Genomic DNA, 26,028 nt, shown 5'->3' on the forward strand with positions numbered 1-26,028 from the left:
GAATGTCAGCGTCATTCGCCACCCTTGACGGCATTTGACCCTTAAACCACGTATACAGCAGATGGGTCCCAGTAAGGTGGCCGACGAGTACCTACCCCGCTCATGCCAGGAGTTTTCTTGACCATCTCGACGACCGCCGCCCAGCGGCGCATCGAAGATCTGCTCGGCAGCCACGAGGCGCAGACGCTCAAGCGCTGGCAGGAGATATCGGAGACGCCGGCGGACGAACTGCGCGAACTCTTCCTGGCACTGCGCGCCGCCGTGGGCGAGGGCGACTTCAGCGACGTGCGCGGGCTGCTCGCCGACTTCTCCCGCAGCCGCGCCCGGCTGGGCCTGCCCCCCGCCCAGACCTCCCGGGCCGTCTTCGGGCTCAAGGAGGCGGTGTACGAGCTGGTCGAGGCCGACGGCGACCCGGAGGCGCTGCGCGGCTACATCTGGTTCTCCAAGCTCGTCGACGACCTGGGCCTGTTCACCTTCGAGACCTACTCCGCCGCCCGGGAGAAGATCATCCGGGACCAGGCCGAACAACTGCTGGAGCTCTCCACGCCGGTGGTGAAGCTGTGGGAGGGCATCGTCGCGGTCCCGCTGATCGGCACCCTGGACTCGGCCAGGACCCAGGTGGTGATGGAGAAGCTGCTGCAGATGCTGGTGGAGACCGGCTCCGAGCACGCGGTGATCGACATCACCGGGGTGCCCGCGGTGGACACCGAGGTGGCGCAGCACCTGCTCAAGACGGTCGCGGCGGCCCGGCTGATGGGTGCGGAGTGCTCGATCTCCGGCATCAGCCCGCAGATCGCGCACACCATCGTCACCCTGGGCATCGAGTTCGGCGACATCGTGACCAAGGCCACGCTGGCCGACGCCCTCTCCCACGCCCTCCAGCGCAGCGGCGTCGAGCTGCGCCGTGAAAGCTCGGCGCGGATCGCGGTCAAGGCGGAGAGAGCCTGATGGACCGGGTGCCCATCCTCAAGCTCGGCGACATTCTGATCGTCACCATCCAGATCGACCTGGAGGACCAGAGTGTGCTCGCGCTCCAGGAGGACCTCGCCGACACCGTCGTGGCCACCGGCGCACGTGGGCTGATCATCGACATCACGGCCGTGGAGATCGTCGACTCGTTCATCGGCCGGATGCTGTCCACCATCGCGTCGGTGGCGCGGATGCTCGACGCGCAGACCGTCGTGGTCGGCATGCGGCCCGCGGTGGCGATCACCCTGGTGGAACTGGGCCTGTCGCTGGGCGGCGTGCGCACCGCGCTCAACCTGGAGAAGGGCGTGGCGCTGCTGGACCACGTCTGGGACAGAGCCCGGCGGTGACCCAGCCCCGCGAACTGCCCATAGCCGGCAACGGGGACGTCGTGCTCGTGCGTCAGCACGTCAGGAAGGTCGCCGTCGAGGTGGGCCTGTCCTTGGTGGACCAGACCAAGGTGGTCACCGCCGCGAGCGAACTGGCCCGCAACGCGCTGGTGCACGCCGGCGGCGGACGGGTCCGCATCGAAATCGTGCACAACGGCGTACGGCAGGGCCTGCGGCTGGCCTTCAGCGACGAGGGGCCCGGCATCCCCGACGTGCAGCAGGCGCTCACCGAGGGATGGAGCACCGGGAACGGGCTGGGCCTCGGGCTGAGCGGCTCCCGGCGGCTGATGGACGAGTTCGAGCTGGTGTCGGAGCCCGGCGAGGGCACGGTCATCACAGTGACGAAGTGGGCGAGGTGACCCTCGCCCGCGGTGACGTCTGGGTCCGCGCCGAGGACACCAGCGTGGTCGGCGCGATGCGCAAGGCCGCCGCCGATCTGGCCGCCGCCGCCGGGTTCTCCCGGGTGCGCACCGAGGAGACCTCCATCGCGGTCACCGAGGCGGTCTCCAACCTCGTCAAGCACGCGCAGGAGGGCGTCGTCCTGATCCGCGCGCACCCCGGCTCGCCCGCGATGATCGAGTTCGTCGCCATCGACAGGGGCCCCGGCATGTCCAGTTTCCCGCGCGCCCTGAGCGACGGCTACTCCACCTCCGGCACCCTGGGCATCGGCCTCGGCGCCATCTCCCGAATGGCCTCCGGCTACGACGTGTACTCCCTGCCCGGCAGGGGCACTGTGCTGACCATGCACTTCTCGGCCGCCGAAGAGATGCGTGTCCCGCCGCGCGCGAGCGGGCTGTCCCGGCCCATCGGCGAGGAGGAGGTCTGCGGCGACTCCTTCGCCGTCGCCGACCGCGGGACCACCGTGACGCTGGTGCTCTGCGACGGGCTCGGCCACGGCCACGCCGCCGCCGAGGCGTCCCGCGAAGCGGTGCGCATCTTCGCCGGCACGCCCGACCTCGCGCCCACGGAGATCCTGGAGCGCGTGCACCACGGCCTCGGGCACACCCGCGGCGGCGCGATCGCGATCGCCCGGGTCGGGGCGGAGAGCGTGACCTACGCCGGGCTGGGCAACGTCGCGGGCTGGATCGTGCACGACGACAGCCGCCAGGGCATGATCTCGCTGCCCGGCATCGTGGGACACCAGGGCCGGCGGTTCCGCCAGTACGAGTACCCGCTGCCCCCGGGCGCCACCGTCGTCATGCACTCCGACGGGCTGACCAGCCGGTGGAACCCGGCGACCATGCCCGGCCTGTTCGCGCACGGGGCGGCGGTCATCAGCGCGACCCTGCTGCGCGAGGCGGGCAGCCGCAGGGACGACGCCTGCGTGGTCAGCCTCAAGGCGGCCCGATGACCGACCGCGAGCTTGTCCGGGTCGCCCTGGCCGACCACCAGGACGTCTTCGCCATCCGCCGGTTCGGCCGCGGGATCGCCGAGCTGGCCGGGCTGCGCGAGCAGGACCAGATCCGGGTGGCGACCGCGTTGAGCGAGGTCGGCCGGGAGGCGTTCGCCGCCGGCGCCGGCGCCACCGTCGTGTTCTCGCTGGAGGAGCGGGATCTCGTCATCGCGGTGAACCATCTGGCGGGGGCCGACCTGGCGGCCTCGGAGGGTGTCACCCTGGCCGGACGCCTGGTCGATGAGATCACCGTCGATATCGGGGCAGGACGGATCCGTATGAGCAAGCGGCTGCCCTTCAACAGCGTGCCCCCGTCCCTCGACGAGCTACGGGCCGAGATCGCCCGTCTCACCCCGAGCAACATGCTCGACGAGGTGCGGCAGCACAACCGGGAGCTCGCCGCCACCCTGGAGCAGGTCCTGCAGCTGAACACCGAGCTGCAGGAGACCAACCGGGGGGTCATGGCGATGTACAACCAGTTGTCCGCGGAGCTGGAGGAGACCAACCGCGGCGTCGTCGCCCTCTACGCGGAGCTGGACGAGAAGTCCACCAGGCTGCGCGAGGCCAGCGAGACCAGGAAGCGGTTCTGGACCACGGTCAGCCACGAGCTGCGCACGCCGCTCAACTCGGTCATCGGCCTGGTCCGGCTGCTGGTGGGACCGGGTGGCGAGCCCCTCGCCGAGGAGCAGGCGCACCAGGTCAGGCTGATCGGGAGTTCGGCCGAGACGCTGCTCGCCCTGGTGGACGAGCTGCTGGACATGGCCAAGGCCGAGTCGGGGCGGCTCGAACCGCACCCGTCGGTGATCGACGTGGTCGCCCTCGCCGAGCGGCTGCGCATGGCGCTGGAGCCCTCCGGCGAGGCGAGCGACGTGACGCTGAGCGTCCGGGTGGCCGACTCGGTCCGGGAGATGTTCGTCGACGAGGTCATGCTGACCAGGGTGCTGCGCAACCTGCTGTCCAACGCGCTGAAGTTCACCGAGCACGGCACGGTCACCCTGGTCGCCGACCTGGACGCGGTCACCAACGAGGTGATCTTCACCGTGTCCGACACCGGGATCGGCATCCCCGCCGAGTACCACGAGCGCGTCTTCGAGGAATTCTTCCAGGTGCCCGGCCCGATCCAGGTCAGCGCCAAGGGCACCGGCCTCGGCCTGCCGTACGCGCGGCGGGTCGCCGAGGCGCTGGGCGGGGCGCTGGAGCTGGCCAGCGAGCACGGCGCGGGGACCACGCTGACGCTGCGGGTGCCGCGGCAGATGGAGCCGCCGGAGATCCAGCGGGTGCTGATCGCCGACGACGACGCGGACTTCCGCGCGCTGGCCGGGCGGATGCTCGTCGGGTACGCGGCGCACGTCGACGAGGCGAGCGACGGGGCCGAGGCCCTGGCGCTGATGTCGGCGAACCTGCCCGACGTGGTCCTGGTCGACCTGCTGATGCCGCGCCTGGACGGCTCCGCGCTGCTCCAGCACATGGCCGAGGACGAGCGGCTGCGCCGGATCCCGGTGATCACCGTGACGTCCGGTCCGCCGCAGGGGTCGGAGTCGCGTCACGCGCTGTCCAAGCAGGGGCTGCGCCGCGACCACCTGCTGGCCGCCGTCCACGCGGCGCTCGGCAGATCCCGTGGCTGACCCCGGGGCCACCGTGCTGGTGGTGGACGACACCCCGACGAAGCGTTACATCCTGTCGAGCTGGCTGCGCAGGGCCGGGCACGAGGTGCTGGAGGCGTCCGGCGGCCAGGAGGCGCTGACCAAGGTCGCCGACCTGCGTCCGGACCTGGTGGTGCTGGACGTGCGGCTACCGGACATCGGCGGGTTCGAGGTCTGCGAGCGGATCAAGGCGGATCCGGCGACCTCCTCCATCCCGGTCATCCAGATCTCCGGCAAGGCCATCACGCCGGACGACCGCACCGAGGGGCTGGAGCGCGGCGCCGACGCCTACCTGGCCGAGCCGATCGAGCCGCAGGAGTTCACCGCCACGGTCGAGGCGACCCTGCGCTACTACCGGGCGCGGCAGCGGGCCGAGCAGATGGCCGCCCGCCTCGCCCAGCTCGCCGAGATCACCCTGCGGATCAACGAGGCCGAGACGTTCGACCACCTGTTGAAGGTCGCCGTGGAGGGCGCGGCGGCGATGCTGGAGCGGCAGGCGGAGGTCCTCGCGCTGCCGCCGGACGGCAGGGTGCGCAGGTACGGCGGGCGGCCGGGCGGCGCGGCGGCGGCCGAGCCGGGCGGCCAGGACCTCCTGGCGCGGTTCCGCCAGATCGCGCCGGGCGACCAGGCGGGCATCAAGACCGTCACGCTCGACCCCGGCGCGTGGCCGACGGCGGTGCCCGGCGCCGACGTCGAGGCGCCCGCGTCCGGCGTGCTGTGCCGTACCAGGCAGGGCTCGCCGCACGTCTACCTCGGCACCCGGACGCGCGCGCCGCTCGCCCCGGACGAGGGCAACCTGCTGCGCCAGCTGTGCCAGGCGCTGGCGCTGGCGGTGGACGCGCTGCGCGCCTACACCGAGGAGCACACGATCGCGCTCACCCTGCAGCGCAGCCTGCTGCCGTCGCGCCTGCCGGACGTGCCCGGGCTGTCGTTCGCCGTGCGCTACCAGCCGTCCACCGACAACGTGGAGGTCGGCGGGGACTTCTACGAGGTGTTGCAGCTCGGTGACCGGCTGCTGGTGGCGATCGGCGACGTGGCGGGACACTCCCTGCACGCGGCCACCGTGATGGCCGAGCTCCGGCACGCCCTGCGCGCGTCGATCATCGACCGGGTCGACCTGAGCGCCACGTTGAACCTGCTCAACACGGTCCTGCGCCGCTACCACCCGGGCATGACGGCGACCGTGTGCCTGCTCATCATCGACCCGGCCACCGGGGAGATCGAACTCGCGAACGCCGGGCACATCCCGCCGCTGCTGGTGAACGACGAGGCGAGCTACCACCGGTTCGGCAACCTGCTGCTGGGCGTGGCCGACGAGCGGTACCGGGTGGATCCGCTGCACTTGGCCCCCGGCGGGAGCATCGTGCTGTTCACCGACGGGCTGGTCGAGGAGCCGGCCATCCCGCTCGACGACAGCCTGGAGGTGGTCCGCTCGCTGTCGGAGACGATCGGGGAGGATCTGGACGCCTTCTGCGACCGGCTCACCGCGAAGTTCGGCTCCCGGGCCGACGACGTCGCCCTGGTCGTGCTCCGCCGCTCACCGGCGTAGCCCCTTCACCGTCGTAGCCCCTTCACCGGCGTGGCCGCCCACCGGCCGGCCCGGGTTCGCGCAGCGCCATGCGCAGCCGTACCCGGGAGCGGCCCTCCTGCTGGTGGACGGTGAACTCGTCGCACAGGGTGCACATGAGCCACAGTCCGTAGCCTCGGGCGCCGGGCACCAGCGGCTTGCCCGCGGGGACGTGCCGGGCGGACAACCGGCCGGCGCCGTCGGTGATGTCCACGGTGAGGGCGTCGGCGTCCTGCCAGATGGCGACGGTGCCGTGCGCGCCCGCGTGCTCCAGCACGTTGATCGCGGCCTCGTTGACCGCGAGCATGAGGTCGTCCGTCCTGGCCTCGTCGAGCCCGGCCCGCGCGGCGTGCCGCCGCACCCGGTCGCGCAGCGCGTCGAGGTCGCGGGTGATCGGCCACTGCCGGGCGGTGCCCTCGGGGTTCTCGCGGTCCCCGGGGGCTCCGGGTGGGCCGCCCGCAGTCATGCCGTCACCCTGCGGCTCCGGGGAGGGCGGCCAGCGCCTCCTCCCGGGTCGGGTACACGGCGAAGGCCCTGATCAGGCCGGTGATCTGGAACACGCGGGCGATGCGGGCGTTCAGGGCGACGAGCGCGATCACGCCGCCGCGCCGCAGGACGTCGTTGCGCACGGCCAGCACGATCCGCACCCCGGTGGAGTCCAGGAAGGACAACTCGGTGAAGTCCAGGACCAGGTGACGGTGCTCGGGGCGGAGCCGGCCGGCCAGTTCGGCGCGCAGTTGCTCGGCGTTGGTGTAGTCCAGGTTGCCTGCCAGGGCGAGCACGCACACGTCCTCCCGTTCGGTCTCGGTCGAAGGGGTCACCTGTACGGCAGCGGTCACCAGAACACCTCGGCGGGGATGGGGAGGGAAACGCGCGGCTCCCATTCGTCGTCGCGCGGGACGGAGAAGCCGGGCCGCCGTGCGCCGTGCCCGATCACCACCACTTCCCCTCTCACGTCGCCGCCCCCTTCGGGTGAGGACGTCGGCCCGCGTCGCCAGCATAGGTCCGCCCGGCCGCTCCCCGCATGCCCGGCCGCGAGGTTCCCGGCCGATCGGACGCCTCCGATCGATGATCACCAGCAGACATCACGATATGCCACCAATGTACGTGCCCGCCGTTCCCGGCAGGCCCATCCGCCCGTCCGTGCCCACGGCTCTCCCGCACCGGTGCGGCGTGCGGTGCGGCCGGGGTTCAGGGGGCATGTTCGATCATGATGGGCTCGCCGTTGGCGACGAGGGTGTCGCCCTGCTGGACCGGAGTGCCGCTGCCGTCCAGGCGGCGTACCCGCTCAGCCTTGGGGCCGATGGTGATCTCGGCCGTCCCGGTGCTGGTCCAGACGATCTCCGCGGGGCGGCGGCGGCCCCCGTCGAGGACGGTGAAGTCGCACCGCCACACGTTCTCCGGCAGGTTGATCGCCGTACCGTTGCCGCAGGCCAGGCTCTCCGCGTGGGCCAGCCAGCGCTGGGCCTGCTCCACGGCCAGCGCGGCGCGGGTCGGGGTGCCGCCCTCGGCCTGCAGGACGATCGGGATCTTCGAGCCGCCCCAGTTGTAGAAGTACATGCGTTCCAGGTTGACCTTGCGCGCGTAGACGCCGACGAGGAAGAACCGCACCGCGTAGTTGCGGGCCGTGATGTCGTCCAGCGGGCCTTCCAGCGGGATGGAGTACGTGGTGCCGGTGTTCCACAGCCGGGGGTGGATGCCCGCCCGGTGGAACTCGCGGTCCACGGTGGCGGTGAGCTCCAGCATGGTCTCCGGCGGGTCGGAGGCGGTGCGCTGGTAGAGCTTGATCCCCGCGACGTCGCAGTGGTCGTACCCGTGCAGTTCGGCGAAACGCCGCAGAGCGCTGCGGCCCTCCTCGGTCCACAGCAGCCCCATCCCGGGGCAGACCACGGTCGCCTCCGGATCGGCGTCCTTGATGATCGCGTTCGCCCGCCTGGTCATCTCCACCAGCGTCTCCGCGCTTCCCGTGTAGAACCGGCGGTCGTTGCCGAGCACCCACAGCTCGTAAGCCTCGATCCGGCCCCGGTAGCGCTGCGCGACCGAGCGCACGAAGGCGTCCCAGTCCACCAGGTCGTCCGGCGGCGCGGCGCGCGAACCGTCCGGGTACGGCGCCGCCGGTCCGTCCGGGCTCGCCCAGGCGGGCGTGCCGCCCATCACGAAGAGCGCCGGCAGCTCTGCGCGTTCCGCTCCGGACACCTGGCGGTCGAGCACCGTCCAGTCGTACTCGCCGCGTCTCGGCTGGATCTGCGCCCACCGCGTCTCGCTGTCCCACAGCCGCACCGCCCCCACCCGGAAGGCCGGCATCGCCCCGGTGGCGCTGTTGAGGGTGACCCCGAAGAGCGTGCTCGGCACGGGCGCCGCCGGTAACGTCCAGGCCGGCCCGGTCACCCACTGCGCCGGGGGCCGGGTGTCCGAGATCAGCGGCCGGGCGACTGCGAGGAAGGTCAGCCCCGCCACGACCAGGACCGCGCCCACGAGGGCGTACCGCCGCCAATGCCGCCCTCCCACCCGCGAGGCCCGGGTACCGCCGACGCCACGTCCCCGCTTCCCGGCCCTGTCTCCGGGCTTGTCTCCACGGTTGTCCCCGGGCTTGGCTCTGGGCTCCTCCGGTGCGGACGCGGCGGCGTTCGCAGGTGCCACCGCCTCGGGTTCCGCGCTGCGGGGGGACGCGATCCCGGGTGCCGCCCCGGCGGATGCCGTACCGCCCGGCCGCTCGGTCCCGGCCACCGTGGCTCCGGGCGCAGTGGCTCGGGGCGTCCCGGTGCCGGGGGTCCCGGGCGTATCGCGGGTCTCGGCGGTCGCGGGGAGCGCAGGAGGTGCGGAGGGCGTGGGCGACACGAGCGGCGCGGGGGACGCGTTCTCGTGCGGCGCGAACACGGGGGCGGTGGGAAGTGGAGCGGTGCCGGGGAGTGCGGTGGCGGAGGGCGCGGGCGGCGCGGGGGCGGATGCTGCGGGGGTGGTCGTCCTGGCGAGGGCGGCCTGCCAGTGGCGGTACAGCTCGGCGAGCTCGGCGGGGGTGGCGCCGCAGGCCCTGGCGATGCGCTCGATGGTGCCGTAGCTGTCCGGCACGACCTCGCCCCGGCAGTAGCGGTGCACCGAGGACCTGCTCATGCCGGTACGGCGGCCCAGCGCCTCGTACGTCCGGCCGCTGCGCGCCTTCATCGCGGACAACAGCTCGGCCAGCTTCTCTGCCGACACTCCGCTCCCCCGTCCCGCCGGGCCGGACCGTCCGGCCACTTCCAGATCAGCGGATTATCCCAGCAGGACGTGAACGGCCCAGGTCCCACGCGTGATCATTTCCCGCTGTCCCAACCGGTTGCGCGAGGTGACCGCACCTTGTCACCCTGGCTTCCAACGGGGGCCCGGCCGGCACCCTTGACGGGGTGACGGCCGGACTCAAGCGGCCCCGGGGGCACCGCGTGGTGCCCCCGTCACATCTGGCCGCACCGGACGCCGGAGGAGCACTGACCACCGGCGCCGGAGTGACGGACGCGGCTCAATATCCGACGGTGAACCTCGTCCGGCGGTGGCGGGGCCGCTCGGCCTCGTCCAGCGGCGCCACGGCGAAGTCCTCCATGGAGATCGCCGAGTCGCCCGCGGCGTCGACGAGCAGTTCGTCGGTTCCGGTGCGGTATCCGCCGGTGCGCCGGCCCGGCTCCAGGAGCGCGGGCGGGCTGAGGTAGGTCCAGTCGGCGCCGGTGTCCGCGCGGCAGACGTCGAGCTGGCGGGCGCAGGCGAGGGCGATGGGACGCCAGTCCGGGGGGAAGTCCGGAGTGTCCACCACGGTGGCGCCGCCGGTGCCGGGCGGCCTGCGGGTGACGGCGGTGACCCGGTGGCCGCGGGACGACGCCTCGGCGACCACCCGGCGGCCCACGTTTCCGGCGGCTCCGAAGACGGTGATGCGCATGTCAGATCAGCCTTTCTGGGCGAGTGTGGAGGTCCGGCCGCGCACCAGCGCGCGTACGGATGCCGGGGAGAGCTGTGCGGCGGCGATCGAGACCAGCGCGACGGCGAAGCCCGCGGCCTGAGCGACGGTGAGCGACTGGCCGAGCACGGCCCAGCCAAGCACGGTGGCCACCACCGGGGAGAGCATCGGCAGGAACGACAGCGCCCCGACCGGGAGCCGTTCCACGCCCTGGAACCACAGCGTGTAGGCGAGCAGGGTGCCGACGACGGCCAGCCAGGCGTACCCGCCGAGCGCCGGGGCGTCCAGCGCCGGCGGCGGGCCCTCGACGGCCAGCGCGAGCGGCGCCAGGAGCAGGCCGCCCGCGGTGAGCTGCCAGCCGGTGAAGGCGAGCAGGCCCACCGGACGCCCCCACCGCTTGGTGAGCACGATCCCGGCGGCCATCGCCGCGGTGCCGGCCAGCCCGGCGAGGACGCCCGCGAGGTCGAAGGCCGCCTCGCCGCGCAGCACCATCGCGGCGACGCCGGCCGCCCCGGCCACGCCCCAGCCGAGCCGCCAGCCGGTCGGGCGCTCCCGCAGGAGGACGACCGCGAGGCCCGCCACGACCAGCGGTTGCACGGCGCTCAGGGTGGCGGCGACGCCGCCGGGGAGCCGGTAGGCGGAGAAGAACAGCAGGGCGAAGAACGCCCCGATGTTCAGCGTTCCGAGGACCGCCGAACGCCACCACCACGAGCCGCGCGGCAACGTCCGGGTGAGGGCGAGGACGACCAGGCCGGCCGGGAGTGCGCGCAGCGCGCCGGACAGCAGCGGGCGGTCCGGCGGCAGGAACTCGCTGGTGACCAGGTAGGTCGTGCCCCAGGAGACCGGCGCGACGGCGGCGAGGGCGGTGAGGCGCACGGACGGTGCGGGGGTGTCGTCCACGACAACTCCTCAACATTGAAATGTTTAACGCTGAGGAATGTAGGCGCTCTGATAGCTTGCCGTCAAACACTTCAACGTTGAGGGAACGATGAGGGACAACGTCGACAGGGTGCTGGACCAGTGGAAGGCCGAGCGGCCGGACATCGACGCCGCCCCGATGGGCGTGGTGGGCCGCATCTCACGGGCCGCCCGGCTGCTCGGGCTCGAACTGCGCGACCACTTCGCCACGCACGGCCTCCAACCGTGGGAGTTCGACATCCTGGCCACGCTCCGCCGTTCCGGCTCCCCCTACCGGCTCACCGCGGGCGACCTCGTCGAGTCGTCCATGGTCACCTCGGGGGCGATCACCAACCGGATCGACCGCCTGGCGGCCCGCGGCCTGGTGACCCGGGAGACCGATCCCGCCAACCGGCGCAGCGTGCTCATCACGCTCACCGGCGAGGGGCTGCGCCTGGTGGACGCCGTCGTCGCCGCCCACGTCGACTTCGAGAGGAACCTGCTGGCCCCGCTCGCCCCCGAGCAGCGCGACCAGCTCGCCGGGCTGCTCCGCACGCTTCTCGCCGGCCTCGGCGACACCCCCGCGCAGGCCGGCCGGCGCCCGTGAGTCTCAGCTCCGCGCGGCCTCCGTCCCGGGCCTGATCTCGGTGCCCTGGGCGGAGAGCAGCCGCCAGCCGGCCTCGCCTTCGCGGACGAAGACATGGGTGTATCTGCTTCCGGCGGTGAACGCGGTTCCGTCGTTCCCGGTGAAGGTCATGGCGGTCCGGCCGACGACGATCCCGGTGTTTCCCGCCCGCCGGACGACGGCCTCGTCGGGAAAGGAGTGAATTTCCGGGAATTGGAGCGTTCCATCGGTCAGAACGCCGAGCAGATCGGTTCTGCCGACGACGGCGCCGCCGTCCACCGCGACGAGAAGAAAATCGGCCGCGAGGATTTCCGCCAGGCAAGCGGTGTCGGCGGCGACCAGGGCGTCGAAGAAACGCCGGTCGTGGCCGAGCAGGGACGCGCGGTCCTCAGGGGTGGTGGTGACGTTCATCGGCATCCGTTCCGTCGAGTACGAGGGTGCCGAGGCTAGACCTTGACGCCGGCGGCAAGGTCAACCGGTCACGTGCCGAGCGGCCGGGCCCCGCGCTTGGCGAGCATGTCCGCCATGACCTTGATCTCGGCCGTCTGGCCGTTGACGATGTGCCGGGCCAGCGTGACGACCTCGGTGCGGTCGGAGAGCCCGAGCAGGGCCTGGGCCATCCGCACGCCCCCCTCGTGATGGCGGATCATCAGCTGCAGGAAGAGCACCTCGGCGTCCTCGCCCTCGGCCTCCTCCAGCCTGCGCAGCTCGTCCTCGGTCGCCATGCCCGGCATCCCGCCCGCGGGGGCCGCCGCGCCGCCGTGCCCGTGGCCGCTCATCCACGCCATGCGCGGCAGTTCGCCCGACTGGTTCAGCTCCCACTGCTGGAGCCATCCCATGAACATCCCGCGCTGCGCGGTCTGGGTCACGATGATGTCGCCGGCCAGCGTGCGCACGTCGTCCTCGGCGCCGGCGTCCCGTACGAAGAAGGCCATCTCCACCGCCTGGGCGTGGTGCATGCCCATGTCGCGGGCGAAGCCGGCCTCCGCGGAGGCGTCGGTCGGCTCGGCGTTCCGGCCGAGGAGCAGGAACAGCGCGACCGCCGCCGCGGCAACGGCGAACAGGGCGGCCGGCAGGGTGCGGCGGGGTTTTCCGGAGGCGCCGGGGGGCGTTTCGACAAGTGCTTCCATCGCGTTCCCAGCCTAACGGCCAACCCGGCGGCGAAAGCCCCTATGAAGCTATATGCCCGGCTTACGGTAAAGGGCATAAGGTGACCCGAAATAATCTTGTCACTGGAGGGTGGATGTCGAACTCGAAGGCTCAGGCGCGGCGGGAGCACCTGGCCAGAATTCGTGCCGCGCAGAAACGCAAGGAGCGCCGCACGTCGATCCTCATGTGGGGGACCGGCGGCGTCATCGGCGTGCTGCTGGTGGGCTCGGTCGCCTGGTATCTGGTCGATCAGAACGCCCAGACCTCCCTGGACGCCGTGAAGTCCTACTCCTACACCGGCTCACAGCACACCCCGGTCAAGGTCGCCTACAAGGAGACCCCGCCGGTCGGCGGGGAGCACCACGGGACCTGGCAGCGCTGCGCGGTCTACGACAAGCCGGTCAACAACGAGCACGCGGTGCACTCGATGGAACACGGCGCCGTCTGGATCACCTACCGGCCCGGCCTGGCGCAGCCGCAGCTCGACCGGCTCAAGGAGCTCGCCTCCGACGACTACCTGCTGCTCAGCCCCTACCCGGGCCTGCCGGCGCCGGTCGTGGCGAGCTCGTGGAACAAGCAGCTGACCTTCCAGGACGCGAACGACCCCAAGCTGCCGAAGTTCATCAGCACCTACAAGAACGGCCCGGAGACCCCCGAGCTGGGCGCCGCCTGCGACGGTCCCAACAGCACGGACGCGACCGCGGACGTGGCGCCCATCCCGGCCGCGCCCGCGCAGTCGGGACAGCCCTCGGCGCCCGCCACGCCGTCCGCGCCGGCCGAAGAGTCCTGATCAGCCGCTGCCGCCCCCGGCCAGGTCGCGCAGCGCCCTGGCCAGGAGGTCGACGTCGTCCCTTGAGGTGAACAACGCCGGGGTGACCCGCACGCAGTCGCCCCTGACCGGGCCGCCCCGGCGCACGGTGAAGATCCGGTGGCGTTCCATCAGCAGGTCGGTGATCGCGACGTTTGCGGCCTCGGTGGTGTGCCCGGCGAGCCGGAACGCGGTGATCGTGCCGTACATCGCGGGGTCCTCCGGGGTGAGGATCTGCACGTTGGGCAGGTCGAGCACCTGGTGCACCCAGCGGTCCCGGAGGAAGCGCAGCCGCGCCTGCTTGGCCGCCGCGCCGAGGCTCTGGTGGAAGTCCAGGGCCGCGTCCACGGTCAGGAAGGGGGCGACGTCCATGGTGCCGGAGTGCACCCGGGAGCGGATGTCGTCGTGCGGGTAGGTCTCGTCGGCGAAGGCGGGTTCGATGTCGGCCAGCCGTTCCCTGCGGATGTAGAGGAACCCGGCGCCCAGCGGCGCGCCCATCCACTTGTGCAGGGAGAACCCGGCGAAGTCGGCGTTCAGGTCGGCCATGGTGAAGTCCAGGTGGCCCCAGGAGTGGGCGGAGTCGACGATCACGTCGGCTCCCCGCTCCCGGGCCATGGCGACGATCTCGCGCACCGGGACGACCAGCCCGGTGCGGTTGTTCAGGTGGCTGAGCAGCAGCAGCCGGAGCCGGGGCTGGGCGGCGAACGCCCGCGCGTAGGCGTCCAGCACCGCCTGCCGGGTCGCCGGTTCCGGGATGACCAGCCGCTCCACCCGCACGCCGCGCCTGCCGCGCAGCCAGTTCATCGCGTACTGCATGCTGTGGTAGTCGAGGTCGGAGTACATGATCACGTCGTCCGGCCGCAGCCGGGCGTAGCCCGCGATCAGCAGTTGCAGGGCCTCGGTGCCGCCCCGGGTGAGCGCGATCTCCTCGGCCGCGACGCCCAGGATGCCCGCGATCCGCCGCCTGACCTGGTCGGCCTGCTCCTTGTACGCGGTGCGCAGCAGGTGGGAGTTCAGCAGGTTGAGGCGGTCGGCGTTGCGCTGGTGGGCCAGGCGGACCGGTTCGGGCATGACCCCGTAGTAGCCGTTCTCCAGGTTGACGAAGTCCGGGCTGACCTGGAAGCGGGCGGCCACGGCCCGCCAGTGCGCCTCGTCCGCGGCGAGCTCGGCCGGTCCGCGCCCGGCGGGCCCGGCGGGCGGCGGCGACGGCGCGACGGCGGCGGCGCCGAGACCGGCGATGACCGCGCGCCTGGACACCGGCGGACCGCCCCGCCGCTCGGCGGCGTTCCACGACATCGAGCACCCCCTGATCGCCACGACGTGGTCACAGTGTGTCGCGGATGGGCGGCGGGGCGGGGGGATCTCCGGTTCGCGGCGTGGCGCGGATCGGCGGCGGGGCGGGGGCGTCTCCGGTTCGCGGCGTGGCGCGGCCGGGCTACGCGACGACCGCGAGGAGCGTCGTCGCCGCCCCGGCCAGCGCGTCGTCGCCGCGGGTGACCGCGCGCCCGCGCGCCTCCTCGACGGTGATCCCCCGGCTGGCGAGCCGCCACAGCGTGTCCTGGTCCATCGTGACCCGGGCGGCGGGCTCGCCCGCCGGTTCCCCCTCGGCCACCTGCCACCGTCCCGTCCGCCGTACGGCGGCGCGGACCAGGCCCGCGGGGCCGGTGACCTCGAATCGCACGCCGGTCCCCTCCGGGCGGATCTCCGCGCGCAGGGCGTGCGGCAGGGCGCGCAGGAAGGTGTCGAGGACGGGGCGCATCAGCTCCGGCCCGGTGGCGCCCGGCCGGGAGACGGCGTCGCGGATCTGCTGCTGGTGGACCCAGAACTCGGTGTACTCGCGGGCGAGGTCGAGCCACGCGGGGCTCGGCAGGTCGGCGGCGGCCCAGGTGACGTCCAGACCGGCCGGTCCCTCCAGGTCGGTCGTGGCCCACAGGGCGTCGAGCCTGGGTCCCAGGTGGGCCAGCAGCTCGGTCATCAGCCGGGGGCTGACCTGCCGGGCCGCCCGCACGAACTCCTCGTTGACCCGGGTCAGGTAGGCGGGCAGCGTCTCGCCGGCGGCGAAGACCGCCCCCGCGTGCCCGTCCCGGCCGCCGGAGATCCGGCGCAGGTAGTCGTTGAGGAGGTGGCCGACGATGTCGCGCACGTCCCATCCCGGGCAGGCGGTCGGGCGCGACCAGTCGCCGGGGTTCAGCGATCCGAGCAGGTCGAGCAGGGCGTGCCGCTCGCGGGGGAAGAGGGGCCGGACGTCGATCATCGGGCCGAAGATGGTCATGGCGCGACAGTAAACCCTCCCGGCGGGAACCCCGGCCACCGGTTTTCGGCCCTCCCCCGGCCGGCTCAGCCGGTGAAGCAGCGCCGGAGCAGGTCGTGCAACTGGGCGCGCTCGCGCGCGTCGAGGGGCGCGAGGATGACGTCCTGCACCTCGGCCGCCTGGGCGTTGAGACCGGCCAGCGCCGTACGGCCGGCCGGGGTGAGCGTCACCCGGACGCGGCGCCGATCGGCCGGGTCGCGGGCGCGCTCGGCGTGACCGGCGGCGACCAGCTCGTCCACCACCTTGACGACGTCGCTGGGGTCGATGCCCAGCCGGGCGGACAGGTCGCGCTGCGCGTGCGGGCCGAAGTCGGCGAGGGCGGCCAGCACCGCCATGTGCCACAGCCGCAGCCCGCCGGCCGCGAGCCGCTCGGCGAGACCGGCCCTGGCCGCCTTGCCCACCCTGGACAGCAGGTAGGTCGTGAGCGCGGTCAGGGTGGGCGGTGTCTCCATGGGCCTTATCGTAGGGTATAACCAATGATGGGTGCACACCTATGAAATTGGAGGTCCACCGATGGACGTGCTCCACCCTCGCCTGCTCGTCGGCAGGTTCGCCGACTGCTTCCGCTTCTACGACGAGGTGCTCCCCCGCCTGATCGGCGCGAAGCTGACCCGCGGCGCCGCCACCGGCCCCTACGCGAGCTGGGACGCCGGCTCGGAGGGCGTGCTCACGCTGTTCGACCGCGCCGCGATGGCCGCGGTCACCGGCGCCGGCGGGCTGCCCGCCGACACCCCGGCCCAGGACCGGGCCATGCTGGTCAGCCGCGTCGGCGACGTGGACGCCGGGTTCGAGCTGTGCCTGCGGCACGGCGGGCGCGCGGTCTCCCCACCCGCCAACCGCCCGGAGTGGGGCGCCGGCCTGCGCACCGCCCACCTGCGCGACCCGGACGGCAACCTCATCGAGCTCCAGTCGTACTGAGGTTGGGGCCCGGCCGCACCGGGCAGTCAGGTACTCCTACGCCGACCGCGCATGAAGGAGGATCCGTGGACGAGTCCTACGTGGTGACCGGAGGCGGCCGCGGGATCGGCCGGGCGATCGCCGAGCGACTGCTGGCCGCGGGGGGCAACGTCATCGTGATCGAGCGGGATCCCGCGGCGCTCGGCTGGTGCCGCGAGCACCCGGCCGGCGGGCGGGTGACCGGCGTGGCCGGCGACGCCGCCGACGAGACGGTCACCGAGCGGGCCGCCGACCTGGCCCAGGACGCCGGCACGCTGACCGGCTGGGTGAACAACGCCGCCGTGTTCAGGGACGCCTCGCTGCACGCGGCGCCGTCCGCCGAGGTCCTCGCCCTCATCGCGGCGAACGTCGGCCCGGCGGTGGTCGGCTGCGCCACCGCCGTCCGCCGGTTCCTCGCGGCCGGGCGGCGCGGCGCCATCGTCAACATCTCCTCCCACCAGGCGCAGCGGGCCGTGCGCGGAGCCCTGCCCTACGCCACCGCCAAGGCGGCGATCGAGGGCCTGACCAGGGCGCTGGCCGTGGACTACGGCCCCTTGGGCATCCGGAGCAACGCGGTGGCGCTGGGCTCCATCACGACCGACCGCTACGAAGCCTTCCTCGACCTCCAGGAGCCGGCCGCCGCCGGGCGGATCCAGCACGAGATGCGGCTGCTCCACCCGCTGGGCCGGGTCGGCCGCCCCGAGGAGGTGGCCGCCGCCGTCGCCTACCTGCTGTCGGACGAGGCGAGCTTCGTCAACGGGGCGGTCATCCCGGTGGACGGGGGCCGCTCGGCGCTGGGCCGCGACCCCGAGGAGGCGTGACCCCGGCGGCTTCGTTCCTGATCGCGCGGAGCCGGTGCAACAGCCCGCCGTCCCCGAAGTGGTCGTGCAGCAGGCGATACTCCGCGTACAGGCGGTCGTAGGCGTCGGCGCGCGCCCGGTCGGGGACGTAGGCGGCCCGGACGCGCCCGCCCATCACCGCGGCGGCCGGGCCGACGCCGTCGTAGGCGCCCGCGGCGACGGCGGCGTGCACGGCCGCGCCGAGCGCCGCGCCCTGCTCCGAGCCGATCACCGACAGCGGGCGGCGCAGCACGTCGCTGTACACCTGCATGAGGAACCGGTTGCGCAGCAGCCCGCCCGCCGCCACCAGCTCCGTCACCGGCACCCCGGACGCCTCGAACGTCTCCACGATCAGCCGGGTGCCGAACGCGGTCGCCTCGATCAGCGCCCGGTAGACGTCCTCCGGCCGGGTGGCGAGCGTCTGGCCGGCGACCACCGCCGACAGGTCGTGGTCGACCAGCACCGAACGGTTGCCGCCGTGCCAGTCCAGCGCGACCAGGCCGTGCTCCCCCACCCGCTGCCGCTCGGCCAGCGAAGTGAGATGCTCGTGGACGCCGATGCCCAGCGCGGCGGCCCGCTCGGCGTAGGCGGCGGGCACCGACGTCTCGGCGAACCACGCGAGGATGTCCCCGACGGCCGACTGCCCCGCCTCATACCCCCACAGTCCGGGCACGATCCCGTCGCGGACCGCGCCGCACATCCCCGGCACCTCGGCGAGACGCTCCGACGAGATCACGTGGCACGTCGACGTCCCCATGATCGCGACCATCTGGCCGGGCCGCACGGCGTCCGCCGCCGCGGCCGTGACGTGCGCGTCCACGTTGCCGACCGCCACCGCGACGCCCTCGGGCAGCCCCGTCCAGCCGGCCGCCTCCGCCGTGAGCCGCCCGGCGAGCCCGCCGGGCGGCACCGGCCGCCCGCCCAGCTTGCCGGTGAAGCCGGCGAAGGCGGGATTCAGCTCGGCCAGGAAGTCCGCGGACGGGTATCCGCCGTCCTGGAACATCCCCTTGTACCCGGCGGCGCACAGGTTGCGGGTCTCGGCGCCGGTGAGCTGCCAGACGATCCAGTCCGACGCCTCGATCCACCGGGCGGCCTCGCCGTACAGCTCCGGGTCCTCCTCCAGGACCTGCAGGCCCTTGGCGAACTCCCACTCGGAGGAGATCCGCCCGCCGTACCGCGGCAGCCAGGGCTCGCCCCGCCGGGCGGCCGTCTCGTTGATCCGGTCGGCGTACGGCTGGGCCGCGTGGTGCTTCCACAGTTTGGGCCAGGCGTGCGGCCGGTCGGGGTACGACTCGCACAGAGGGACGCCGTCCTCGGTGACGGGGAGGACCGTGCAGGCGGTGAAGTCGGTGCCGAGGCCGATCACGTCGGCCGGGGCGACACCGGAGGCGGCCAGCGCCGCGGGCACGGCGGTGCGGAGCACCGCGCGCCAGTCCGCGGGCGACTGGAGCGCCCAGTCCGGCCCGAGCCGCACGTCCGTCCCGGGCAGCGCGTCCTCGATCACGCCGTGCGCGTACTCGTGGACGGCACTGCCCAGCTCGGCGCCGTCGCCGACCCGTACCACGACGGCCCGCCCGGACAGCGTGCCGAAGTCGACGCCGACCACGTACCGGCCGGCGGTGTCTGCTGCTCCGCGAAGAGGGATCACCCTACTGTCCTACCAGCGCCGCCCGGTGGAGGAGCGTCGTCGCCGGCGCCCGGTGTGACCTCGCCTCGCGCGGGATCTCAGTCCAGGCGGCCGATGTGCGCGAGGGCCTGCTTGAGCAGGACGCCCTGGCCGCCGGTCATCTCCTGCTGCACCATCGGGGAGGCGGCCTCCTCGGGGGTGAACCAGACGAGGTCGAGCGCGTCCTGCCGGGGGCGGCAGTCGCCGGCGACCGGGACGACGTAGGCGAGGGAGACCGCGTGCTGGCGGGGGTCGTGGTACGGGGTGACGCCCTGGGTCGGGAAGTACTCGGCGATGGTGAACGGCTGCGGGGACGCGGGCACGCGGGGCAGCGCCGTCGGGCCGAGGTCCTTCTCCAGGTGGCGCATGAGCGCGTCGCGGACCCGCTCGTGGTAGAGCACGCGGCCGGAGACCAGGGCGCGGCTGACCGTCCCGTCCGATCCGATGCGCAGCAGGAGGCCGACGTGCGTGACCACTCCCGTGTCGTCGACTCGCACCGGCACGGCGTCTACATAGAGGATCGGCATCCGCGCGCGGGCCGACTCCAGTTCCGCGGGAGAGAGCCAGCCAGGCACGGTTTCGGTGATTTCGGTCATTGATGGATGGTACTTCGCCCCCCGGGGACGTGACTTGATCGCTCCCGGAAGTCACGGCGAACGGGTGGCGGCGACGCCGAACCAGGCCGCCGCCGCTCCCCCACGGCGAAGGTTCCCGGCCGATCACGGACGGAACGCCGCCGTCTTCACCGGCTGACCCCGGTCACCGTCTCAGCGATTCCAGCATCCGGGTGAGCGCCGCGGTCACGGCCGGGAGGTCGTCGGGACCGGTGGACCGGGCCAGCCACAGCGCGGCCTCGTTCATCGCGCCGGACAGCAGGTGGGCCAGCGGCTCGACCGGCTGTCCGGCGATCGTCCCGTCCTCGATCAGCGCGGTGAGCGCCTCGGTGAGGTGCCGGGCCGAGGACGCCTCGTCCATCGCCCGCCACTCGCTCCAGCCGAGCACGGCGGGGCCGTCGATGAGCATGATCCGCTGCACGTCGGGGTCGCGGCTGACCGCCAGGAACGCCCGGCATCCGGCGAGCAGCTGCTCCCAGGGGTCCTCGTCCGCGCCCGCGGCGGCGACGACCCGGTCGGCGACCTCCTGCTGCACCTCCTCCACGATCACGTGGAACAGCTCGGCCTTGCCCGCGAAGTTGTGGTACAGGGCGCCCTTGGTCACCTCCGCCGCGCCCACGATCTCGGCGAGGCTCACCGCGGCGTACCCGTGCCTGGCGAACAGCCGCCTCGCCTCCGTGAGCAGCCTGCGCCGGGTCTCCAGCCGCCGCCGTGCCTTCACGCCCTCCGCCACCGCGCCTCCCCGCTTTGACATACCAGTGGTACGTATCTAGGGTAACTTCACATACCAACGGTATGCGAATTGGAGAGCCATGAGCCTGACCAGCTTCTATCCGGTTGTCTGCACCGACAAGGTGAAGGAGTGCCGCGACTTCTACATCCAGCTGTTCGGCTTCGAGCCGACCTTCGAGTCCGACTGGTACGTGAGCCTGCGCCGCCCCGAGCCGCCGCACTACGAGCTGGCCCTGGTCGCCCACGACCACCCGACCGTGCCCGCGGCCTTCCGCTCCGCGGTGCGCGGCCTGATCCTCAACTTCGAGGTCACCGACGTGGACGCGGAGTACGACCGCCTGGTGCGGCAGGCCGGCCTGACCGCCGAGCTCACGCTGCGCACCGAGGACTTCGGCCAGCGGCACTTCATCGTCGCCGCCCCGGACGGCGTGCTCATCGACGTGATCACGCCCACCCCGCCGACCGCGGACTACGCCGCGCAGTACACCGGCTGACGCCCCGCCCAGGGGCGGCCTCTCCTATAGTCGGACCGTCGGACCGGCGTCAGGGCGAGGAGGCTTCGGCATGGGCGGATCCGCGGGAGAGGTGCTGGTCGTCCGGCAGGGCGGCGACGATCCGTCCCCGGGCCTGGCCGCCGCCCTGCGGGCGCACGGCCTCCAGGCGTGCCCGGTGTCCGCGGGCGACCGCCCCGCCGACCTGAACGGCTACCGCGGCCTGGTCGTCGCGGCCGGCGCGGAGGGGGCCGCGTCCCACCTGTGGGAGCAGGCGGGCGCCGCCGGACTGCCCCGCCTGCGGCTCTCCGGCACGGCCGGCCCGCAGGACGTGGCGGCGTTCGCCCGGTCGGCCGCCTGCTCCGCGGCCTACCGCTCGGCGCGGGGCACCCGCGAGTTCTTCGCCCCGCGCGCGGCGAGCTGGGAGGAGAAGTTCCCCGACGACGGACCGGCCTTCGCGGAAGCGGTCGGCGAGCTGGCGCTCACGCCGGGCGCGACGGCGCTGGACGCCGGGTGCGGCACCGGGCGGGCACTGCCGTTGCTGCGGGCGGCGGTCGGCGCCGAGGGGCACGTCATCGGCGTCGACCTCACCCCGGAGATGGTGCGTTCCGCGCTCGCCAGGGGCCGCGGCGCGCACGGCCGCCTGCTGGTCGCCGACGTCGCCCGCCTGCCGCTGCCCGGCGCCGCCGTGGACGCGGTCCTCGCCGCCGGGCTGATCTCCCACCTGCCCGATCCGGCCGCGGCGCTCACGGAGCTCGCCCGGGTCACCGTGACCGGCGGCCGTCTCGCCCTGTTCCACCCGGTGGGCCGCACGATCCTAGCCGCCCGGCACGGCCGCGCCCCCTCCCCCGCCGACCTGCGCGCCGAGCACAACCTGCGCCCGCTCCTCGACCGCACCGGCTGGACCCTGACCGCGTTCCACGACACCGACGACCGCTACCTGGGCCTCACCGTACGCCGTTGACCGCCTCCCCGTGACCCCGTGTCCCCGGGTCCGGGGGTCACGGCTGTTCGTCGGCGCGCACGTCGTCGAGCGGCGCCTCCACCCAGGTCAGCACGATGAACGGCTCCCGGGAGGAAGGGTGGTGCAGGCGCCGCGCGGTGATCCGGTAGTTGGCGATGTCCGCCGGCTCCGGCGGCGACTGGGGCGGCACCGTCACGCTCAGGACGCCGATGTCCTGATCGACGTGAGTGAGCATGCCGTGGCACGGCCCTCCGATGCAGACCGCGTTCGGTGCGCGCTTCATGCTCCGGCGCCGGTACTCCGCGCCGCGGTCATGCGGCCGCCGGCCGGACGATCCGCGGGCGTGGCCGCCCCCTCCTGGTCGACATCTTCAACGCGGGGCTCCGTTCCGCTCGCTAAGCGTTGGCGCCCCCACAGGTCGGACCGGGGATCCGGGGGGCGGTCGGCCGGGACACTCAAGTAGTCGCACCGAGACTACTTCGCCTCGTGCGGTGCCTGGGCACCACCCCTACGCTTGCCCCGTGGAGTCTCCCGCTCTGTCGCTCACCGAATGGGTGGTCCGCTGGCGCCGATCATCGCCAGCCTGCGCGAGCGGATGGACCAGGCCCAGGGCTTCGCGCACACCGTGGCCACCTGGCGCTACGAGACGGCCACGGCGGCGCTGCGGCTGATGGAGATCGCCGGGCGCTGACCCCGGGGCCCGCGGGCAGCTCCGGACGATCAGGCGGCCGGGCAGATCGCGGCCACCGCCTCGGCCGTCGAGCGCGGGCGCACGCCGATGTCCACCAGCTCGGCGATCCCGCCCGCGGGATGGCAGGATCCGAGGGGTGTACGCCGTTGCGGTCGCCCGCGCGGGGTTCGGATACTGGGGACATGGCGTCCTCCGGCGGTGCGCGAGACGTGGTCATCGTGCTCTATGAAGACATCCAGCTTCTCGACGTGGCGGGCCCGATCGAGGTGCTGGACGCGGCGATGCGGATCACCGGCGGTGGATACCGGCTGGTCACGGCGTCGCTCGGCGGCGGAGACGTGACCAGTTCGTCCGGGGTCCGGCTGGGCGTGCACGCCGACCTGGCCGCGATCACCGAACCGCCGCACACCCTGCTGGTGGCGGGCGGCCTGGGATACACCGCGGCGGTGCTCGACGAGGAACTCGTCGGCCACCTGCGGCGGCTCGCGGCCGGTTCGCAGCGGGTCGCCTCGGTGTGCACGGGGGCGTTCCTGCTGGGCGCGGCCGGGCTGCTGGAGGGCCGCCGGGCCACCACGCACTGGTCGCGCTGCGCGGAGCTCGCGGACCGCCACCCGTCGACCCGGGTGGACCCTGACGCGATCTTCGTGCGGGACGGCCCGGTGGTGACGGCCGCCGGGGTCACCGCGGGCACCGATCTCGCGCTGGCCCTCGTGGAGGAGGACCACGGCGCCGACCTCGCGCGCACGGTCGGCAAGTGGCTGGTGGTCTTCCTGCGCCGTCCCGGCGGCCAGTCGCAGTTCAGCGCGTGGACGCAGGTCGGCCGGGTGGGCGACGCCAGGCTGCGCCGGCTGGTCGAGCACATCGCCGCCAACCCGGCGGACGACCTGTCCGTCCCCGCCATGGCGCGGCGCGCGGGGATGAGCGAGCGGCATTTCGCCCGCAGCTTCTCCCGCACGCTCGGCATGTCGCCGGGACGGTACGTGGAACGCGCCAGGGTCGAGGCGGCCCGCGCGCTGCTGGAGTCCGGCGCCGAGAGCGTCGAGACCGTCGCGCGGCTGTGCGGGTTCGGCGCCGCCGAGACGATGCGCCGGGCGTTCCTGCGCGAGATCGGCGTGCCACCCGGGGCCTATCGCGACCGGTTCCACGCCACCGGGATCCTCTCGGCCGTCTGACCCGTCGCCGCTCACCGGCCCGCCGGCGACTTCACCATGCCCGAAAACTCCCGAAAACTCCCAAAATAAAAGGATTTATCACTTCATGGACATCGCATTCGCTCTTTATACCCATATGACGGCCTTGGATCTGACCGGGCCGCACGAGACCCTGGCCCACCTTGCCGGGGTCGACGCCCACTACCTGGCCGCACGGCCGGGGCCGGTGCGCTGCGACTCGGGCCTGCAGATCACCGCGACCGGCGTGTTCGCCGACCTGCCCCGGCCGGATGTGATCGTCGTCCCCGGTTCGGGCCGGTGGCGGGAGGTCCTGGAGGAGCAGGGGGAACTGGTCGACTGGCTGGCCGCCGCCTACCCGCACACCACCTGGATGACGTCGGTGTGCACCGGTTCGACGTTGCTGGCCAAGGCGGGCATCCTCACCGGCAGGCCGGCGACGACCCATTGGGGCGCGCGCGAGGACCTGCGCGCCCTCGGCGCCGAGGTGAGCAACGCGCGGGTCGTCGTGGACGGGAACGTCATCACCGCCGCCGGGGTCTCCGCCGGGATCGACATGGGACTCACCCTGGTCTCCCGGCTGTGGGACGACGAGGCGGCGCAGGCCGCCCAGCTCTTCCTGGAGTACGCCCCCGAGCCGCCGTTCGAGTCGGGCAACCTGGAGACGGCCCCGCCGAATGTCGTGCAACGCCTGGGCAGCCTCCTCGACCTCCGGTAAGGAGCCCCCTCCACGCCGCCTGAACCCGAACCCGGGAATAAGAGGGCCGGAACGCGTGGTTGGCGCAGCTCATGAGCACTGGCAACGCGTTCCTCGGCAAGATCGGCATCTGGAGCGGGGTCTGGAGCAGCGCCCAGCACTCCGCCGACCCCGCGCGCATCAGCGAGATCGGCGAGGCGGCGGCCGAGCTCGAGGATCTGGGCTACGGCACCATCTGGGTCGGCGGGAGCCCGCCCGTCGGCCACGCGGCCCCGCTCCTCGAGGCGACCTCCCGGATCAAGGTCGCCACCGGCATCCTCAGCATCTGGGAGCACGAGGCCGCCGGCGTCGCCGCCCGGCGGGCCGAGCTCGAACGCGCCCATCCCGGGCGTTTCGTGCTGGGGCTCGGCGTGAGCCACAGCCACTTCACCCCGCAGTACGAGCGCCCGTACACCGCGATGCTGGAGTACCTGTCCGCGCTGGACGCGGCCCCGGAGCCGGTGCCCGCCGGGGCGCGTGTGCTGGCCGCGCTCGGGCCCAGGATGCTGGAGCTGTCCCGGGACCGCGCCGCGGGCGCGCACCCATACCTGGTGACCGCCGAGCACACCGCTCAGGCGCGCGCGATCCTCGGCGACCGGGCCGTGCTCGCGCCGGAGCTCAAGGTGGTCCTCGGCACCGACCTCGACGCCGCCCGCGCGCTCGCGCGCGCCTACCTGAGCTTCTACCTCGCGATGCCGAACTACACCGGCAACCTCACCCGGCTGGGCTTCGGCGAGGACGACTACCTCGACGGCGGCAGCGACCGGCTCCTGGACGCGGTGTTCGCGTTCGGCGACGCCGACGCGGTCGCCGCGCGGGCCGCGGAGTTCCTGGCCGCGGGCGCCGACCACCTGGCGATCCAGGTGGTCACCGGCGACCCGCGCAACGACCTGCCGCGCGAGGCCTGGCGGCGGCTGGCCGAGACGCTTCCGCTGGACGGCTGACGGCCCGGCCCGCCGGACCGGGGGCCGGTGTCAAAGCGGTCCGCCCGGGTAGCAGGGCGTCCCAGCACCACGACATGGGAGACGCCACATGTACGAGCCCTGGACCTACCGCGACGGCATCGTCTCCGACACCGGCCTGAGCCTGATCGGCTTCGACGTCGAGGCGGTCGACGGGAAGATCGGCTCGGTGGAGGAGGAGAGCAACATCGCCGGAGACAGCTTCCTGGTCGTGGACACCGGCTTCTGGACCTTCGGCAAGAAGGTCCTCCTGCCGGCCGCCGCGGTCACCCGGATCGACGCCGGGGAGAAGCGGGTCCTGCTCGCCCTGACCCAGGAGGAGATCGAGCATGCCCCGGAGTCCGGCGAGGACACCCACCGGAGCGCCGACCACCGCCGGCGGATCGGCGAGTACTACGGGAGCCTGCACGTCCGGTCCTGACCGCCCGCCTCGCCCGTCACGCCGGGCCCTCCTCGCCAGAGGAGGGCCCGGCGGGCGTCTGACCGGGGGAACAGGGGCGCCCTCGGCAGAGGCTATGCTGACGTCGAACCGAGGGCGTCCACCGCGGGCGGGCG

General features: G+C 73.2%; 31 protein-coding genes. 17 read left to right on the forward strand and 14 right to left on the reverse strand.

Annotated elements, in window-relative coordinates:
* Positions 1-117 precede the first annotated feature (117 nt).
* The 6 genes from QSK26_RS11420 to QSK26_RS11445 are packed head-to-tail and all read left to right on the forward strand — an operon-like array spanning position 118 to position 5,940.
* The gene (locus QSK26_RS11420; RefSeq protein ID WP_285775020.1) at positions 118-948 is read left to right on the forward strand and encodes an STAS domain-containing protein; all 831 of its coding nucleotides are present in this window, start codon (positions 118-120) and stop codon (positions 946-948) included.
* The gene (locus tag QSK26_RS11425; protein ID WP_285775021.1) at positions 948-1,316 is read left to right on the forward strand and encodes an STAS domain-containing protein; all 369 of its coding nucleotides are present in this window, start codon (positions 948-950) and stop codon (positions 1,314-1,316) included. The genes QSK26_RS11420 and QSK26_RS11425 overlap by 1 nt, the downstream gene beginning before the upstream one ends.
* Positions 1,313-1,714, forward strand: coding sequence for an anti-sigma regulatory factor (locus tag QSK26_RS11430; RefSeq protein WP_285775022.1), 402 nt, complete (start codon positions 1,313-1,315; stop codon positions 1,712-1,714). Before QSK26_RS11425 ends, QSK26_RS11430 begins: the two co-directional genes overlap by 4 nt.
* Complete coding sequence (locus QSK26_RS11435) at positions 1,702-2,706, forward strand: ATP-binding protein (RefSeq protein ID WP_285775023.1); 1,005 nt, start codon at positions 1,702-1,704, stop codon at positions 2,704-2,706. The genes QSK26_RS11430 and QSK26_RS11435 overlap by 13 nt, the downstream gene beginning before the upstream one ends.
* Positions 2,703-4,373: an ATP-binding protein gene (locus QSK26_RS11440; protein ID WP_285775024.1), complete on the forward strand. Its 1,671-nt coding sequence runs from the start codon at positions 2,703-2,705 to the stop codon at positions 4,371-4,373. Before QSK26_RS11435 ends, QSK26_RS11440 begins: the two co-directional genes overlap by 4 nt.
* Entirely contained in the window at positions 4,366-5,940 is a 1,575-nt protein-coding gene (locus QSK26_RS11445; RefSeq protein WP_285775025.1) for a fused response regulator/phosphatase, read from the forward strand. Before QSK26_RS11440 ends, QSK26_RS11445 begins: the two co-directional genes overlap by 8 nt.
* A 22-nt stretch (positions 5,941-5,962) precedes the next feature.
* Here the strand turns inward: QSK26_RS11445 and QSK26_RS11450 are convergent, their stop codons facing one another.
* From QSK26_RS11450 to QSK26_RS11470, 5 genes are all read right to left on the reverse strand, one after another.
* Positions 5,963-6,424 carry an ATP-binding protein gene (locus QSK26_RS11450; RefSeq protein ID WP_285775026.1) on the reverse strand — a complete coding sequence of 154 codons (462 nt, stop codon included), beginning with the start codon at positions 6,422-6,424 and terminating at the stop codon, positions 5,963-5,965.
* A 4-nt stretch (positions 6,425-6,428) separates the two neighbouring features.
* Entirely contained in the window at positions 6,429-6,797 is a 369-nt protein-coding gene (locus QSK26_RS11455; RefSeq protein WP_285775027.1) for an STAS domain-containing protein, read from the reverse strand.
* A gap of 352 nt (positions 6,798-7,149) precedes the next feature.
* Entirely contained in the window at positions 7,150-9,156 is a 2,007-nt protein-coding gene (locus QSK26_RS11460; RefSeq protein WP_285775028.1) for a helix-turn-helix domain-containing protein, read from the reverse strand.
* Positions 9,157-9,454: 298 nt separating this feature from the next.
* A complete protein-coding gene (locus QSK26_RS11465; protein ID WP_285775029.1) occupies positions 9,455-9,865 on the reverse strand; it encodes an NAD(P)-dependent oxidoreductase in 411 nt (136 codons plus the stop codon).
* A gap of 6 nt (positions 9,866-9,871) precedes the next feature.
* Entirely contained in the window at positions 9,872-10,783 is a 912-nt protein-coding gene (locus QSK26_RS11470; RefSeq protein ID WP_285775030.1) for an EamA family transporter, read from the reverse strand.
* Between the two features lie 88 nt (positions 10,784-10,871).
* Between QSK26_RS11470 and QSK26_RS11475 the strand changes: the two genes are divergently transcribed.
* Entirely contained in the window at positions 10,872-11,387 is a 516-nt protein-coding gene (locus QSK26_RS11475) for a MarR family winged helix-turn-helix transcriptional regulator (RefSeq protein WP_285775031.1), read from the forward strand.
* Between the two features lie 3 nt (positions 11,388-11,390).
* Here QSK26_RS11475 and QSK26_RS11480 read toward each other — a convergent pair whose 3' ends face one another.
* Together QSK26_RS11480 and QSK26_RS11485 are read right to left on the reverse strand one after the other, a co-directional pair.
* Positions 11,391-11,816, reverse strand: a complete 426-nt coding sequence (locus tag QSK26_RS11480; protein ID WP_285775032.1) for a YybH family protein — start codon at positions 11,814-11,816, stop codon at positions 11,391-11,393.
* 68 nt (positions 11,817-11,884) lie between these two features.
* The gene (locus QSK26_RS11485) at positions 11,885-12,535 is read right to left on the reverse strand and encodes a DUF305 domain-containing protein (protein WP_285775033.1); all 651 of its coding nucleotides are present in this window, start codon (positions 12,533-12,535) and stop codon (positions 11,885-11,887) included.
* A 113-nt stretch (positions 12,536-12,648) separates the two neighbouring features.
* Here QSK26_RS11485 and QSK26_RS11490 point away from each other — a divergent pair, with 113 nt between their 5' ends.
* Positions 12,649-13,344, forward strand: a complete 696-nt coding sequence (locus QSK26_RS11490; RefSeq protein WP_285775034.1) for a thioredoxin-like domain-containing protein — start codon at positions 12,649-12,651, stop codon at positions 13,342-13,344.
* Here the strand turns inward: QSK26_RS11490 and QSK26_RS11495 are convergent, their stop codons facing one another.
* The 3 genes from QSK26_RS11495 to QSK26_RS11505 all read right to left on the reverse strand — a co-directional run bounded on the left by QSK26_RS11495 (position 13,345) and on the right by QSK26_RS11505 (position 16,125).
* Positions 13,345-14,679, reverse strand: a complete 1,335-nt coding sequence (locus QSK26_RS11495) for an aminotransferase class V-fold PLP-dependent enzyme (RefSeq protein WP_285775035.1) — start codon at positions 14,677-14,679, stop codon at positions 13,345-13,347. It lies immediately after the preceding gene.
* Between the two features lie 118 nt (positions 14,680-14,797).
* Positions 14,798-15,634, reverse strand: a complete 837-nt coding sequence (locus tag QSK26_RS11500; RefSeq protein ID WP_285775036.1) for a maleylpyruvate isomerase family mycothiol-dependent enzyme — start codon at positions 15,632-15,634, stop codon at positions 14,798-14,800.
* Between the two features lie 65 nt (positions 15,635-15,699).
* Complete coding sequence (locus QSK26_RS11505) at positions 15,700-16,125, reverse strand: MarR family winged helix-turn-helix transcriptional regulator (protein ID WP_285775037.1); 426 nt, start codon at positions 16,123-16,125, stop codon at positions 15,700-15,702.
* 61 nt (positions 16,126-16,186) lie between these two features.
* On the opposite strand from QSK26_RS11505, the gene QSK26_RS11510 reads away from it, so the two are divergent.
* Both QSK26_RS11510 and QSK26_RS11515 read left to right on the forward strand, forming a co-directional pair.
* A complete protein-coding gene (locus QSK26_RS11510; RefSeq protein WP_285775038.1) occupies positions 16,187-16,591 on the forward strand; it encodes a VOC family protein in 405 nt (134 codons plus the stop codon).
* A gap of 65 nt (positions 16,592-16,656) precedes the next feature.
* Entirely contained in the window at positions 16,657-17,430 is a 774-nt protein-coding gene (locus tag QSK26_RS11515) for an SDR family NAD(P)-dependent oxidoreductase (RefSeq protein ID WP_285775039.1), read from the forward strand.
* Here the strand turns inward: QSK26_RS11515 and araB are convergent.
* From araB to QSK26_RS11530, 3 genes are all read right to left on the reverse strand, one after another.
* Positions 17,375-19,054: a ribulokinase gene (gene araB, locus QSK26_RS11520; protein ID WP_285775099.1), complete on the reverse strand. Its 1,680-nt coding sequence runs from the start codon at positions 19,052-19,054 to the stop codon at positions 17,375-17,377. The genes QSK26_RS11515 and araB overlap by 56 nt on opposite strands.
* A gap of 119 nt (positions 19,055-19,173) precedes the next feature.
* Positions 19,174-19,710: an NUDIX hydrolase family protein gene (locus QSK26_RS11525; protein WP_285775040.1), complete on the reverse strand. Its 537-nt coding sequence runs from the start codon at positions 19,708-19,710 to the stop codon at positions 19,174-19,176.
* Between the two features lie 163 nt (positions 19,711-19,873).
* A complete protein-coding gene (locus QSK26_RS11530) occupies positions 19,874-20,461 on the reverse strand; it encodes a TetR/AcrR family transcriptional regulator (protein WP_285775041.1) in 588 nt (195 codons plus the stop codon).
* 79 nt (positions 20,462-20,540) lie between these two features.
* On the opposite strand from QSK26_RS11530, the gene QSK26_RS11535 reads away from it, so the two are divergent.
* Together QSK26_RS11535 and QSK26_RS11540 are read left to right on the forward strand one after the other, a co-directional pair.
* Positions 20,541-20,954 (forward strand): VOC family protein, encoded by a 414-nt coding sequence (locus tag QSK26_RS11535; protein WP_285775042.1) that lies wholly within the window; start codon positions 20,541-20,543, stop codon positions 20,952-20,954.
* Positions 20,955-21,024: 70 nt separating this feature from the next.
* Positions 21,025-21,915, forward strand: a complete 891-nt coding sequence (locus QSK26_RS11540) for a class I SAM-dependent methyltransferase (protein ID WP_285775043.1) — start codon at positions 21,025-21,027, stop codon at positions 21,913-21,915.
* A gap of 37 nt (positions 21,916-21,952) precedes the next feature.
* On the opposite strand, the gene QSK26_RS11545 is transcribed toward QSK26_RS11540, so the two are convergent.
* On the reverse strand, positions 21,953-22,150 hold the full coding sequence (locus QSK26_RS11545; RefSeq protein ID WP_285775044.1) for a hypothetical protein: 198 nt from the start codon (positions 22,148-22,150) through the stop codon (positions 21,953-21,955).
* Between the two features lie 315 nt (positions 22,151-22,465).
* On the opposite strand from QSK26_RS11545, the gene QSK26_RS11550 reads away from it, so the two are divergent.
* The 5 genes from QSK26_RS11550 to QSK26_RS11570 all read left to right on the forward strand — a co-directional run bounded on the left by QSK26_RS11550 (position 22,466) and on the right by QSK26_RS11570 (position 25,894).
* On the forward strand, positions 22,466-22,606 hold the full coding sequence (locus QSK26_RS11550; protein WP_285775045.1) for a hypothetical protein: 141 nt from the start codon (positions 22,466-22,468) through the stop codon (positions 22,604-22,606).
* Positions 22,607-22,788: 182 nt separating this feature from the next.
* Positions 22,789-23,778, forward strand: a complete 990-nt coding sequence (locus QSK26_RS11555; RefSeq protein ID WP_285775046.1) for a GlxA family transcriptional regulator — start codon at positions 22,789-22,791, stop codon at positions 23,776-23,778.
* An 85-nt stretch (positions 23,779-23,863) separates the two neighbouring features.
* On the forward strand, positions 23,864-24,493 hold the full coding sequence (locus QSK26_RS11560; protein WP_285775047.1) for a DJ-1/PfpI family protein: 630 nt from the start codon (positions 23,864-23,866) through the stop codon (positions 24,491-24,493).
* 71 nt (positions 24,494-24,564) lie between these two features.
* On the forward strand, positions 24,565-25,455 hold the full coding sequence (locus QSK26_RS11565; RefSeq protein WP_285775048.1) for a TIGR03620 family F420-dependent LLM class oxidoreductase: 891 nt from the start codon (positions 24,565-24,567) through the stop codon (positions 25,453-25,455).
* Between the two features lie 88 nt (positions 25,456-25,543).
* The gene (locus QSK26_RS11570) at positions 25,544-25,894 is read left to right on the forward strand and encodes a PRC-barrel domain-containing protein (protein ID WP_285775049.1); all 351 of its coding nucleotides are present in this window, start codon (positions 25,544-25,546) and stop codon (positions 25,892-25,894) included.
* The last annotated feature ends 134 nt before the right edge of the window (positions 25,895-26,028 follow it).

This window comes from Microtetraspora sp. NBRC 13810 (assembly GCF_030268685.1).
GTDB lineage: Bacteria > Actinomycetota > Actinomycetes > Streptosporangiales > Streptosporangiaceae > BSRQ01.

Coding starts and splice junctions, on each gene's coding strand:
- QSK26_RS11425 (WP_285775021.1), top strand. CDS start 948: ATGGACCGGGTGCCCATCCTCAAGCTCGGCGACATTCTGATCGTCACC.
- QSK26_RS11440 (WP_285775024.1), top strand. CDS start 2,703: ATGACCGACCGCGAGCTTGTCCGGGTCGCCCTGGCCGACCACCAGGAC.
- QSK26_RS11450 (WP_285775026.1), bottom strand. CDS start 6,424: ATGACTGCGGGCGGCCCACCCGGAGCCCCCGGGGACCGCGAGAACCCC.
- QSK26_RS11465 (WP_285775029.1), bottom strand. CDS start 9,865: ATGCGCATCACCGTCTTCGGAGCCGCCGGAAACGTGGGCCGCCGGGTG.
- QSK26_RS11475 (WP_285775031.1), top strand. CDS start 10,872: ATGAGGGACAACGTCGACAGGGTGCTGGACCAGTGGAAGGCCGAGCGG.
- QSK26_RS11480 (WP_285775032.1), bottom strand. CDS start 11,816: ATGAACGTCACCACCACCCCTGAGGACCGCGCGTCCCTGCTCGGCCAC.
- QSK26_RS11485 (WP_285775033.1), bottom strand. CDS start 12,535: ATGGAAGCACTTGTCGAAACGCCCCCCGGCGCCTCCGGAAAACCCCGC.
- QSK26_RS11490 (WP_285775034.1), top strand. CDS start 12,649: ATGTCGAACTCGAAGGCTCAGGCGCGGCGGGAGCACCTGGCCAGAATT.
- QSK26_RS11500 (WP_285775036.1), bottom strand. CDS start 15,634: ATGACCATCTTCGGCCCGATGATCGACGTCCGGCCCCTCTTCCCCCGC.
- QSK26_RS11505 (WP_285775037.1), bottom strand. CDS start 16,125: ATGGAGACACCGCCCACCCTGACCGCGCTCACGACCTACCTGCTGTCC.
- QSK26_RS11510 (WP_285775038.1), top strand. CDS start 16,187: ATGGACGTGCTCCACCCTCGCCTGCTCGTCGGCAGGTTCGCCGACTGC.
- QSK26_RS11525 (WP_285775040.1), bottom strand. CDS start 19,710: ATGACCGAAATCACCGAAACCGTGCCTGGCTGGCTCTCTCCCGCGGAA.
- QSK26_RS11535 (WP_285775042.1), top strand. CDS start 20,541: ATGAGCCTGACCAGCTTCTATCCGGTTGTCTGCACCGACAAGGTGAAG.
- QSK26_RS11540 (WP_285775043.1), top strand. CDS start 21,025: ATGGGCGGATCCGCGGGAGAGGTGCTGGTCGTCCGGCAGGGCGGCGAC.
- QSK26_RS11545 (WP_285775044.1), bottom strand. CDS start 22,150: ATGCTCACTCACGTCGATCAGGACATCGGCGTCCTGAGCGTGACGGTG.
- QSK26_RS11550 (WP_285775045.1), top strand. CDS start 22,466: ATGGGTGGTCCGCTGGCGCCGATCATCGCCAGCCTGCGCGAGCGGATG.
- QSK26_RS11555 (WP_285775046.1), top strand. CDS start 22,789: ATGGCGTCCTCCGGCGGTGCGCGAGACGTGGTCATCGTGCTCTATGAA.
- QSK26_RS11560 (WP_285775047.1), top strand. CDS start 23,864: ATGGACATCGCATTCGCTCTTTATACCCATATGACGGCCTTGGATCTG.
- QSK26_RS11565 (WP_285775048.1), top strand. CDS start 24,565: ATGAGCACTGGCAACGCGTTCCTCGGCAAGATCGGCATCTGGAGCGGG.
- QSK26_RS11570 (WP_285775049.1), top strand. CDS start 25,544: ATGTACGAGCCCTGGACCTACCGCGACGGCATCGTCTCCGACACCGGC.